The organism is Chryseobacterium balustinum (genome assembly GCF_900168205.1).
In the GTDB taxonomy this organism is placed as follows: Bacteria; Bacteroidota; Bacteroidia; order Flavobacteriales; family Weeksellaceae; genus Chryseobacterium; species Chryseobacterium balustinum.
Window position 1 is genome coordinate 1 of sequence record NZ_FUZE01000017.1, and the last position, 11,537, is coordinate 11,537.

The 11,537-nt window shown below is 35.1% G+C and carries 10 protein-coding genes; 6 read left to right on the top strand and 4 right to left on the bottom strand.

Translation table 11 applies throughout. The annotated features are described in order from the left end of the window. Positions 1-312 precede the first annotated feature (312 nt). Complete coding sequence (gene alaS, locus B5X64_RS16205) at positions 313-2,916, bottom strand: alanine--tRNA ligase (protein WP_079466234.1); 2,604 nt, start codon at positions 2,914-2,916, stop codon at positions 313-315. A gap of 693 nt (positions 2,917-3,609) precedes the next feature. Here alaS and B5X64_RS16210 point away from each other — a divergent pair. From B5X64_RS16210 to msrB, 4 genes are all read left to right on the top strand, one after another. Next, positions 3,610-4,164, top strand: coding sequence for a sigma-70 family RNA polymerase sigma factor (locus B5X64_RS16210; RefSeq protein ID WP_172459119.1), 555 nt, complete (start codon positions 3,610-3,612; stop codon positions 4,162-4,164). Positions 4,165-4,175: 11 nt separating this feature from the next. After that, the gene (locus B5X64_RS16215; RefSeq protein WP_079466236.1) at positions 4,176-4,448 is read left to right on the top strand and encodes a hypothetical protein; all 273 of its coding nucleotides are present in this window, start codon (positions 4,176-4,178) and stop codon (positions 4,446-4,448) included. A gap of 78 nt (positions 4,449-4,526) precedes the next feature. Then, on the top strand, positions 4,527-4,979 hold the full coding sequence (locus B5X64_RS16220) for a DUF417 family protein (protein ID WP_079466237.1): 453 nt from the start codon (positions 4,527-4,529) through the stop codon (positions 4,977-4,979). Between the two features lie 10 nt (positions 4,980-4,989). Continuing rightward, positions 4,990-6,078 (top strand): peptide-methionine (R)-S-oxide reductase MsrB, encoded by a 1,089-nt coding sequence (gene msrB / locus B5X64_RS16225; RefSeq protein WP_079466315.1) that lies wholly within the window; start codon positions 4,990-4,992, stop codon positions 6,076-6,078. Positions 6,079-6,152: 74 nt separating this feature from the next. On the opposite strand, the gene B5X64_RS16230 is transcribed toward msrB, so the two are convergent. After that, the gene (locus B5X64_RS16230) at positions 6,153-6,509 is read right to left on the bottom strand and encodes a hypothetical protein (RefSeq protein ID WP_079466238.1); all 357 of its coding nucleotides are present in this window, start codon (positions 6,507-6,509) and stop codon (positions 6,153-6,155) included. Positions 6,510-6,628: 119 nt separating this feature from the next. On the opposite strand from B5X64_RS16230, the gene B5X64_RS23375 reads away from it, so the two are divergent. Further along, positions 6,629-6,883, top strand: a complete 255-nt coding sequence (locus tag B5X64_RS23375; RefSeq protein ID WP_164463437.1) for a DUF1294 domain-containing protein — start codon at positions 6,629-6,631, stop codon at positions 6,881-6,883. A gap of 88 nt (positions 6,884-6,971) precedes the next feature. Then, positions 6,972-7,520, top strand: coding sequence for a type 1 glutamine amidotransferase domain-containing protein (locus B5X64_RS16240; RefSeq protein ID WP_079466240.1), 549 nt, complete (start codon positions 6,972-6,974; stop codon positions 7,518-7,520). A 467-nt stretch (positions 7,521-7,987) separates the two neighbouring features. On the opposite strand, the gene B5X64_RS16245 is transcribed toward B5X64_RS16240, so the two are convergent. Further along, positions 7,988-10,249 carry a glycoside hydrolase family 3 C-terminal domain-containing protein gene (locus tag B5X64_RS16245; protein WP_079466241.1) on the bottom strand — a complete coding sequence of 754 codons (2,262 nt, stop codon included), beginning with the start codon at positions 10,247-10,249 and terminating at the stop codon, positions 7,988-7,990. A gap of 398 nt (positions 10,250-10,647) precedes the next feature. Then, the gene (gene metQ / locus B5X64_RS16250; RefSeq protein WP_079466242.1) at positions 10,648-11,457 is read right to left on the bottom strand and encodes a methionine ABC transporter substrate-binding lipoprotein MetQ; all 810 of its coding nucleotides are present in this window, start codon (positions 11,455-11,457) and stop codon (positions 10,648-10,650) included. Between the last annotated feature and the right edge of the window lie 80 nt (positions 11,458-11,537).

The window sequence follows — 11,537 nt, forward strand, 5'->3', positions numbered from 1 at the left end:
CTATGAGTTTTACTCGGAGTGTATCTTAGTTTACTTAAACACTTTTCTCTTCTTACATAAATATATTATTTTTCCTAGTATAAATCTAAAGGAGTGTTTTTCGTAGCGCAGCGCAGAAAAATGTATCGAGAACAAGTGAACCGAAGCACAAATTTTGTCCTCTCATCAAAAACTTCTCGATATGATTTTTTGCAAAAATCTACTCGAAGTGACGACGTACGATTGGCTTTGTAAAACATAAAAAATCCCTTTCAAAAACTGAAAGGGATTATTTGTATAGAAACCGCAAAAACGGTAATATTTATTAGTAGTTTAAATATTCAAAGCCTTTTGATAAGCATTTTCCAAACCATCAAGATTTTTTCCTCCGGCTGTAGCGAAACCTGGGTTTCCACCACCACCACCTTGGATTTCTTTAGCTAATTCTTTAATAAGTGCTCCAGCCTGATAAATTCCTGCTAAGTCATCAGAAACGCCAACGGTAATCATTGGTTTTCCGTCTGCGTCGGACAAAATAATCGTTATAGAAGTTGGGATTTCTTTCTTTAACTGGAAGACGATATCTTTTACAGAACCTGCGTCCAGAGAAGTTTTCTTCACTAAAAGTAATTTATCGCCTTTTTGCTCATAAGCACCTTTCCAGTCGCCGATCTCGCCTTTTGCTTTTTCTTTCTTGAAAGCTTCTACTTCAGATTTCAATGATGCATTTTCTTCGATTAATTTCTCGATAGAACGTACGACATCTTTAGATTTCAGCAATTGAGAAAGCTCTGTAATTTGCTTTTCTAAACCTTTGAAATATTCCTCAGATTTATCTCCTGAAATTGCTTCAATCCTTCTGATTCCCGCAGCTGCAGAACTTTCAGAATTGATTTTGAAATGACCGATTTCGCTGGTGTTTTTCACGTGAGTTCCACCGCAAAGTTCTTTCGAACTTCCAAACTGAATCATTCTCACACTGTCGCCATATTTTTCACCGAATAAAGCCATTGCACCTTTGTCAATCGCTTCCTGAATCGGGATATTTCTGAATTCCTGAAGAGCAATATTTTCTTTGATCTTAGCATTGACTTTTTCTTCGATCAAAGCCAATTCCTCATCTGTCATTTTATTGAAATGCGAGAAATCGAAACGGAGATAATCCGGACCAACGTAAGAACCTTTTTGTTCAACGTGAGTTCCCAAAACTTCTCTCAAAGCTTCGTGTAGCAAGTGTGTTGCAGAGTGATTCGCCTGAGAATTTTTTCTTTCGTTGGCATTCACTTTAGCATAGAAAACAGCACCTGCATCTTTCGGAAGTCCATTGATTAAAGAAATAATCAATCCGTTTTCCTTTTTAGTTTCAAGAACTTCGAAACTTTCAGTTGCATTTTCAAGAACGCCTTTATCACCGATTTGTCCACCACCTTCCGGATAGAAAGGGGAGTTGCTTAGGACAACCTGATAAAATTCACCGTCTTTATTTTCTACTTTTCTGTATCTTGTAATGTAGGTTTCAGCTTCAATTTGGTCGTAACCAACGAAGTTTTCTTCTCTTTCTTCCAAAGTTACCCAGTCGTAAACTTTCTGAGCTGAGTCTGCTTTTGAACGTTGCTTTTGTTCGCTTAATGCCAATTCAAAACCTTCTTCATCAATCGTTAACCCTTTTTCTTCAGCGATAATTCTTGTTAAATCATCCGGGAAACCATAAGTATCGTATAATTCGAAAACTTCCTGAGTTGGTAACACTTTTTTACCTTCCGAAATCGTTTGCTGAATTAATTTTTCAACTCGGATTAATCCTGTTTCAATCGTTCTTAAGAAAGATTCTTCTTCACTTTTAATCACTTCTGAAACCAATTTTCCTTGTTTCTCCAATTCAGGGAAGAATGTTCCCATTTGTTCCTGAAGAACAGCAACCAATTTGTAAAGGAAAGCTTCTTTCATATCCAGGAATCGGTAAGAATAAGAAATTCCTCTTCTTAAAATTCTTCTGATGACGTAACCTGCACCTCCGTTTGATGGCAATTGTCCGTCTGCAATCGCAAACGAAACCGCTCTGATGTGGTCAACCACAACACGGATGGCAATATCTTTTTCGTCTTCTAAAATTCCTGTGTATTTTTTGCCTGAAAGTTCTTCCACTTTAGCAATCAAAGGAGTGAAAACATCAGTGTCATAATTGGAAGATTTCCCTTGAAGCGCCATACAAAGACGTTCAAAGCCCATTCCCGTATCAACGTGTTGAGCAGGTAATTTTTCCAGAGAACCGTCAGCTTTTCTATTGAATTCCATGAATACAAGATTCCAAACTTCTACCACTTGAGGATGGTCGTTGTTCACCAATTCAAGGCCAGAAACTTTAGCTTTTTCTTCAGGAGTTCTTAGGTCAATATGAATTTCAGAACAAGGTCCACAAGGTCCGCTTGCACCCATTTCCCAGAAGTTATCTTTTTTGTTTCCGTTGATAATTCGGTCTTCAGAAATTACAGATTTCCAGTAATCATAAGCCTCCTGGTCTCTGTCGAGATTCTCAGAAGCATCTCCTTCAAAAATTGTTACGTACAGATTCTCTTTCGGAATTCCGTAAACTTCAGTCAGCAATTCCCAGGCAAAAGCAATAGCATCTTTTTTGAAATAATCGCCAAAAGACCAGTTCCCCAACATTTCAAACATCGTGTGGTGATATGTATCACGACCAACATCATCCAAATCATTATGCTTCCCGGAAACTCTCAAACACTTTTGTGTGTCGGCAATTCTTGGTGCAGTCGGCGTTTTGTAGCCTAAGAAAAAATCTTTGAACTGCGTCATTCCAGAGTTGGAAAACATTAAAGTAGGGTCATCTTTCAGCACAATCGGTGCAGAAGGAACGATAAGGTGGTCTTTGCTTTTAAAATAATCTAAAAATTTCTGACGGATCTCTTGTGATGTCATAATTATATATTGCTTTGCTTTTTACAAATTTTTGATAAGATGCAAATTTAAGATTTTCAATCGATTTTATGTCACAAAATGTCATAATTACTAAGTAAAATATTGCTTATTAGACAATAACATTTAGATGCTATTTAGATTATATCAAAAAGACATTTTATTTTTTTATGCGAAGCTTTTCCCGCTTTCACTACTCGCTTTTTTGAGAGTTTCAGCATCTGCATTGCCACCGCTAAAACTCTCAAAAAGAGCTCAAACAGGTCGTTCAATCGGGGCTATTGACAACGCTTTGTCATAAATAAAACCTAACGGGTTTCAAAAACCTGTTTGGTTTGCAGGCATTTTCAAAACAATAATAATTTGAAAAGGATTTATAAATATCAATAGCATCGGGCTTTAGCCCGTTTAAAAAAGAATAATCAAATTGGCTTTAGCCAAAACTTTAGTATCAATTTCGGCTAAAGCCAATTTGCTGTTAATTTTCGTCATCGGGCTAAAACCCGATGCTATTGAAAAACACAATATTCTAAATTTTAAATAGCTACAATTCATAACAATCAAATTTAGGTTTCCAAATTTTTAAAAAAAATATTTAATTAAATCTAATAGGTTTATATAATTCAACCAAAAACTTTGCACTTCTGCGTTTAACTTATTACCTTCGTCAATATCTGAAAAGATACAATCAAAAAAATGACGAAAAACGAAGCTTTAAAAAACTGGATAGAACAATATTCTGAATCCTTGCTGAGAAGAGCAGTTTTTCTGCTTTCGGATACCATTGAAGCGGAAGATATTGTTCAGGAAGTTTTCATTGCTGCTTTTTCGTCCTACGATTCTTTTGAAGGAAAAAGCACGCCTAAGACCTGGCTCAACACGATTCTCAACAATAAAGTCGCTGATTTTTATCGTAAAAAATACAAATCGGAACCACAGATTAAACTCGACCATTTCTTTGACGAAACAGGCTCCTGGAAAAATGACACGGTTTTAAATGATTGGAATGTTTCTAACCCGGAAGCTGAACTTCTAGACAATCAGGATTTTAATAAAAGTTTAGAAGATTGCATCGAAGATTTACCTTCCCGATGGAAGATCCCGATGAAAATGTATTACCTCGAAGAAAAAAAAGCACCTGAAGTGAGTCAGGAATTGGATATCTCTACGACTAATCTTTGGAAGATTTTACAACGCACCAGAATGCAGTTGCGGGAATGTCTGGAAATTAATTGGTTTTCAAAATCATAAGGAATAAAAAAATGTTAAAAAAAATAATTCATCTTTTCTTTTTATCATGCAGTAAAGCAACTTTACTGATGGAAAAACGCAATGCAAAGAATATTTCGCCAAAAGAAAACTGGCAGCTCTCTGTGCATGTAATGATTTGCAAGTGGTGCAAAGCGTATGAAGAAAAACTGAAAATTTTAGATTCTATTTTAAAAAAGAAATGGTTCGGGGAAGAAAAAAACGATTTGAATGATACAGATATTCAGGAATTTAAAGATAAAGTATTTAGAAAATTAGATTTTTAAGAAAAAAACCTGTCAGGATTGTGTACTCGTTGCGACTATAGTTTTGAAAATAATAAATTAATTCAAAATCTAAGAACAATGCAACAGACATCGCAACACAAAGGTTTACCAACGTACAAAATCGGTTATTACATTTCGCTTTTCGGGGCAGCAATTATTTTACTTTGGATTGGGGCTTTCAAATTCACACCTACCGAAGCAGTAGCCATAAAACCTTTAGTAGAAAACCATTTTCTCACGTTTTTCGTATATGATATTATGAGCGCCCAAGCGGTTTCTAATATAATCGGAGTGATAGAAATTATCATTGCCTTGTTATTGATCTTTAGCGTGAAATTTGCATCTCTTAAAAAGTTTGCAGGTATCGGAATGGTGGTTACTTTTTTGGTGACACTGAGTTATCTCTTTACAACACCGAATGTTTGGCATATTGTTGACGGCGTTCCGGTTACAGATTTTTTCATTCTTAAAGATCTGATGCTTTTAGGATTTGGTTTAATGCTTTTAAATGGAAAAAATGAACATACATAATAAAACAAAAATGAAAAATATATTCACATTTCTCGGAATGGTTCTGGGAATTGCAGTCTTTGCGACAAGTTGCGGAGATGCAAAACAACAATCTTCATCAATTAAAAAAGAGAATGAGACCATTATGAATGCTAAAAATGTAAAAGAAGTTTATTTTGCAGGCGGATGTTTTTGGGGAACGGAACATTTTTTTCAACAAATCAGAGGAGTGGTAGGAACTGAAGTTGGATATGCCAACGGAAATAAGAAAAATCCTACTTATGAAGAAGTTGTAAGTCATACAACAGGTTTTGCCGAAACCGTGAAAGTAAAATACGATCCGGAGCAGGTTGACCTTAAACTTTTGATTGACTTATATTTTAAAACGATAGATCCTACGAGTTTAAACAAGCAGGGAAATGACAGAGGTGATCAGTACAGAACAGGAATTTATTCTACAGACAAAGAAACTGAAGCCATTATTAAAGAGGAAGTTCAGAAACTTTCGAAAAATTATAACAAACTTGTGGTTGTAGAAACAATTCCTTTGAAAAACTTCTACAGTGCTGAAACTTATCATCAGGATTATTTAGATAAAAATCCGGGAGGTTATTGTCATATCGAGCCAGGATTATTTGAAATGGCAAAAAATGCAAATCCGCTTCCAAAAGCTAAATATCAAAAACAGGATAAAGAAGTTTTAAAGAAAAAGCTAACTGCAGAACAATATAAAGTAACGCAGGAAAATGCTACGGAAAGACCTTACTCTAATGAATACGACAAAGAATTCCGTGAAGGAATTTATGTAGATATTACCACAGGAGAACCATTATTTATCTCAACTGATAAATTTGAATCAGGTTGTGGATGGCCAAGTTTCTCGAAACCTATTTCTAAAAATGTTATCGACGAAAAAACCGATAATTCAATTGGAATGGCAAGAACTGAGGTGAGAAGTAAAACCGGAGATGCTCATTTGGGACACGTTTTTGATGACGGACCAAAAGACAAAGGCGGTTTGAGATATTGTATTAATTCTGCATCATTGAAGTTTGTTCCAAAAGCAGAAATGAAAGAAAAAGGATACGGAGAATATATTTCTCTTCTTAATAAAAAGTAAAAAATATTTCAGGAATAGTAATGATGGTCGGAAGAAATTCCGATCATTTTTTATGTTATTCTGTTTCAAATCGACTAGTTTAAAAACTCAGAAGTATTGATTCTTACACAATATTCACTACCCAAATACAGCGGATTACCATGTTTCTCAGACCAAAAACCATCCAGTAAATTTTCGCTAAGACAACTATAAACGGCAACTCCTTTATAGATTTTATCATCTTCACCTTGGTAATTAAAATTGATAACTAAAATATCATTTTTAAAAAATCCAGTTCCATTTTGCTTGTGGTCGCCAATCATCCATTCTGCAATAATGCGTTGATTTTCATCCAAAGCTAAAGTTAATATTCCATGATAAGAAATACCTTCATCTGTTTCCTGATTGCTTCCCTGAACAGAATAGTTGCCTACTAAATCCTCTATTGTCATTGATCTACTTTTAAGGACAACAAATGTAGAAACTTTTTATCTTGTTAAGATCAGAAGGTAAACTGTTTGATATTTATTTTTGTTTTAGATTTGCCATTATGTTGTATGTATTTTTGATAATGAATCTCATCGCTTTCACCGTTTTCGGTTTGGATAAATGGAAGGCAACCCATCACAAAAGAAGATTCTCAGAGTTTTCTTTGCTGATCCTGACGTTTTTGGGAGGAACGGTTGGTGCTATTTTAGCCATAATGATTTTCAGACATAAAGTGTCAAAAAAAAGTTTTCTGTGGAAATTTGGAATTATTATTTTAATACAGATTTTTATTATTTTATTTTTTAAATTTAAAATATTGAATATTAAAATGTGTTGATACTTTAACATTTTTTAAATACCACATCACCCTTTCACGGCATTATATTTTCTTGGTCATTAGTATATAACACCAAAAATAAAATATTATGTCAAAGAAAATTGCAATTTTAGCAACGCATGGATTTGAAGAAAGCGAATTAAAATCTCCAAAAGAACATTTGGAACAACAGGGTTGGACGGCTCATATCGTCAGTCCAAAGTCAGGAACCATCAAAGCTTGGGCAGAAAAAGACTGGGGTAAGGAATACAATGTAGATAAGACTTTAGATGAAGTTTCCGCCTCAGAATATGATGCATTGGTACTTCCGGGCGGAGTTATCAATCCGGATCAGCTAAGAACAAATGAAAAAGCTTTGTCTTTCGTTCAGGATTTTTTCAAACAACATAAACCAGTTGCTGCCATCTGTCACGGTCCACAAATTCTGATCAACGCAGGTGCTGTTGAAGGCAGAAATTTAACTTCGGTCAATTCCATCAGTATTGATCTTAAAAATGCAGGAGCAGTTTGGGAAGACAGTGAAGTGGTTGTAGACAATGGTCTGGTTACAAGTCGTACGCCGGAAGATCTTCCGGCTTTTAATGCTAAAATGGTTGAGGAAATTAATGAAGGGAAGCATGAAGATCAGAATCTTTAATTAATTTGTCCATTAGACTCCTTACAGTCGTCGAACCAATTCGTTAGGTTTTAGTTTGATGCAAAACGAATCAAAAAATCAAGACTCGAAGTATTAGCTAAAATTTAAATTAATATTAGAAGCTTTTTCCCGCTTTCCACTATATCTTTTGTTCCGCTTTGCTGCACAAAAGGATGTCGTTACAATCGGGGCTAAAATTTTCGTTGTTCTTTAAAATGTTTTTAAAATATCCAAGAGGACAACAAATACGAAATGGAAAACTGAAAACGGAAAGCTTTGTACGAATGATTATGATCGTGATGAGTTTCAATGCAGCGAGTATAAAGTCACAAAAACTACTTTAACGTATACTGTTTTGAATTCAGAAATTATTTACACTCGTAAATAATAGATTCAGCGAGATAAATTTTAAAAATAAAAATGCCCGAAAAAATTCGGGCATTTGTTTTAGAAATATATAAGTAAGATTACTTCAAAGTAAACTTCACCTTAGTTTTAATTGCATCAGAAGAATTTCCGATTTGCGCTTCAAAATCTCCAGGTTCTGCAACCCAGTCGTGCTTTTGAGCATCAAAATAACTTAAAGCAGTTTTATCAATCGTGAAAGTTACTTCTTTCTGCTCACCAGGATTTAAAAATACTTTTTCAAAACCTTTCAGCTCTTTTGCAGGGCGCTCAACTGATGATTTTACATCAGTAATGTATAATTGAGCTACTTCTGCACCGGCTTTTTTACCTGTATTTTTTACAGTAACTGTAAAGGTGATTTTATCATCCTGATTCATGCTTGTTTTGTCGGCTTTAGCTTTCCCAAACTCGAAAGTGGTATAACTTAAACCATGACCAAAGCTGAACAAAGGCTTGATTTTTTTGGTGTCGTGCCAACGATAACCTACAAATATTCCTTCGTTGTATGTAATGTTGATCGGGTTTTTCTGGTCTTTACCTTTTCCTGCAGCCAATTCTTCTTTATTTCCAGGATATTCACCCATTGTGTGAGCTGAATTATCTTCCAGTTTTACAGGGAATGTAAACGGTAATTTTCCTGAAGGATTGGCATCACCTGCCAAAATAGAAGCGATAGAATTTCCTGCTTCAGAACCCAAATACCAACCCTGAACTACAGAAGGTACATCTTTGATCCAAGGCATTGCTACTGCATTTCCTGTGATCAAAACAACGGTAAAGTTCTTGTTAGCTTTTGCTAAAGCCGAGATCACATTATCTTGGTTGTATGGAAGTCCGTAACTTTTTCTGTCGTTTCCTTCGCTATCTTGGAAATCAGCTTTGTTTAATCCGCCTACGAAAATAACATAATCAGATTTTTTTGCCAGCTCAACAGCTTCGTTCAGTAATTCTTCCGGTGAACGTGTGTCTTTCAAATCCTGACCAGATTTCACGCCGTTGTATTCGCCACCGATATCTCCTACATAGCCTCTTGCATATTGTACATCTGAATTTTTACCGAACTTAGCTTTAATACCGTCTAAAGGTAGGGTTTCGTATTTTACTTTTAATGAAGAAGAACCTCCACCAACTGTCATTACTTTGATGGCATTCTCACCAATTACCGCAATTTTCTTTGCCTTATTGATATCGATTGGAAGTACGTTATTTTGGTTTTTCAACAAAACAATTCCTTCTTCACCGATTTCTTTTGCTACCGCTTTATGTTCTTCAGAAGCGATGTTTCCAAAAGGTTTTTTGGTGTTCATCGTAGTTTTATAAGCTAAACGTAAAAGTCTCGTCACTTTATCGTCAAGCTCTGCAGTTCCTACTTTTCCTGATTTAATAAGGTCTAAATAAGGTTTTGCTAAATAATAATTGTCGTATGCATTCCTGGTTCCTGCAGAAAGACCGTTGGTCCAGCTTCCAAATTCTACATCCAGCCCGTTATGAATGGCTTGTTCGGTATTATTTACTGCACCCCAATCTGAAACAACAACCCCTTTATATTTCCATTCTCCTTTAAGAATATCATTTAAAAGATACTGGTTCTGGCTTGCATACTGATTTTTGTACATATCGTAAGCACCCATAATCGTCCAAGAATCTCCTTCAGTTACTGCTGCTTTGAAAGGTGGGAGGTAAATTTCATATAACGTTCTGTCATCAACAATCACATTGCTTGTATGACGGAACATTTCCTGATTGTTTAATGCAAAGTGTTTTACGGAAGTTGCTACTCCGTTTGATTGAACTCCCTGAATATAGGGAACGACCATTTTAGAAGTTAAGTATGGGTCTTCACCCATGTATTCGAAGTTTCTTCCGTTTAAAGGAGTTCTGTAAATGTTTACTCCAGGTCCCAAAAGGATGTCTTTTTTTCTGTATCTTGCTTCTTCACCCAATGCTTTACCATAGTTCCAAGACATTTTCTTGTTCCATGTTGCTGATAAGGCGGTTAATGCAGGGTAGGCGATGATAGAGTCATTTGTCCAGCCAGCCTGATCCCATTCATCCCACATTACTTCGGGGCGAACTCCGTGAGGGCCGTCGGTTGTCCAAAATTCAGGAATTCCCAATCTTGGAACACCGGGAGAACTGAATTTTGATTGTGCGTGAAGCATTGCTATTTTTTCTTCCAGTGTCATTCTGGAAAGTGCGTCCTGAATACGCTGTTCAACAGGTTTAGATTCGTCTAAATAAACAGAAGTCGTATTGGTTTGAGCCATTGCAGAGGCAGATATTATCGTAAATAAACTTAGAAGTACAGTTTTCTTCAACATAAAAAACTTTTTATTGATTGTTCACAAAAATAGGAAAAATATTTATTATCTCAAATTGAGAAAATGTGTTTTTTGAGAAATGGTTATTTTTAACTATACTATATAAAATCGGTAGAATAATTTGAGTAATCAAAAGATTTTGAATTTGTTTTTAAATTTGAACCATTAGAATATTTAATTCATTCTATGATTTATACAGTTAATTTCATTTAAATTTCAGGATTCTTCAAAATAAAAATACCGCTCCGGAGGCAAAGATTTCCGAAGCGGCATCGCATATAATAATAGAATTTTTCTTTATGATTAGAGGATTTTTTAATTTTGCTATCAACTATCAACTATCAACTATCAACTATCAACTATCAACTATCAACTATCAACTATCAACAAATTGTTTATCATTCCCAACCTTTCACGGCACCGCCTTTGAAGATTTCTTTGGCTTTATCTTCTACTTCTTTAGATTGATAAGCTTTGAGGAAATTTTTTACTTTATCTGTATTTTTATTGTCTTCTCTTGAAACCACAACATTCATGTAAGGAGAATCTTTATCTTCTTTGAAAATACCGTTTTTATCGGCATCCAATCCGGCTTGAGCTGCAAAATTATTGTTGATAATGGCAATGATGACTTCTTTATCATCCAAGACTCTTGGCAATTGCGGAGCTTCTATTTCAAGAATTTTCAACTGTTTCGGATTTTCAGCAATGTCGGTTACTTTCGGTAATAGTCCAATACCGTCTTTTAATTTTAATAAACCGTTTTTTTGTAAAAGTAGGAGAGAACGGCCGCCGTTGGTTGGATCATTTGGAATAACAATCGTACTTCCATTTTGAAGTTCGTTAATATTTTTTATTTTTTTTGAATAGGCTACAATCGGATAAACAAAAGTCTTTCCAATCACTGCTAATTTATAACCACGCTGTTTCGACTGTTCGTTCAGATAAGGAACATGCTGAAAGGCATTCGCATCAATGTCGCCATTATTCAAAGCTTCATTAGGAACCACATAATCGTTGAAAGAAACAAGCTCTACTTCCAGATTATATTTTTCTTTAGCAACTTTCTTAGCTGTTTCTGCAATCTGCTGTTCCGGTCCGGAAGTAATTCCTACTTTGATGAAGTTTGGATCATCTTTTTTTGGAGTGTTACACGCTCCGAATAACAACAAACCTGCTGCTAATCCTAAAATTTTTATTTTTTTCATTGTAAATTATTTTTATTTTTTAAGTTGGGTGTTAGATATTTTTTAATCTTATAGACAGATGATTAAATGTTTTAAGATTC

Coding starts and splice junctions, on each gene's coding strand:
- alaS (WP_079466234.1), bottom strand. CDS start 2,916: ATGACATCACAAGAGATCCGTCAGAAATTTTTAGATTATTTTAAAAGC.
- B5X64_RS16210 (WP_172459119.1), top strand. CDS start 3,610: ATGACGAAAAACGAAGCTTTAAAAAACTGGATAGAACAATATTCTGAA.
- B5X64_RS16215 (WP_079466236.1), top strand. CDS start 4,176: ATGTTAAAAAAAATAATTCATCTTTTCTTTTTATCATGCAGTAAAGCA.
- B5X64_RS16220 (WP_079466237.1), top strand. CDS start 4,527: ATGCAACAGACATCGCAACACAAAGGTTTACCAACGTACAAAATCGGT.
- msrB (WP_079466315.1), top strand. CDS start 4,990: ATGAAAAATATATTCACATTTCTCGGAATGGTTCTGGGAATTGCAGTC.
- B5X64_RS16230 (WP_079466238.1), bottom strand. CDS start 6,509: ATGACAATAGAGGATTTAGTAGGCAACTATTCTGTTCAGGGAAGCAAT.
- B5X64_RS23375 (WP_164463437.1), top strand. CDS start 6,629: ATGAATCTCATCGCTTTCACCGTTTTCGGTTTGGATAAATGGAAGGCA.
- B5X64_RS16240 (WP_079466240.1), top strand. CDS start 6,972: ATGTCAAAGAAAATTGCAATTTTAGCAACGCATGGATTTGAAGAAAGC.
- B5X64_RS16245 (WP_079466241.1), bottom strand. CDS start 10,249: ATGTTGAAGAAAACTGTACTTCTAAGTTTATTTACGATAATATCTGCC.
- metQ (WP_079466242.1), bottom strand. CDS start 11,457: ATGAAAAAAATAAAAATTTTAGGATTAGCAGCAGGTTTGTTGTTATTC.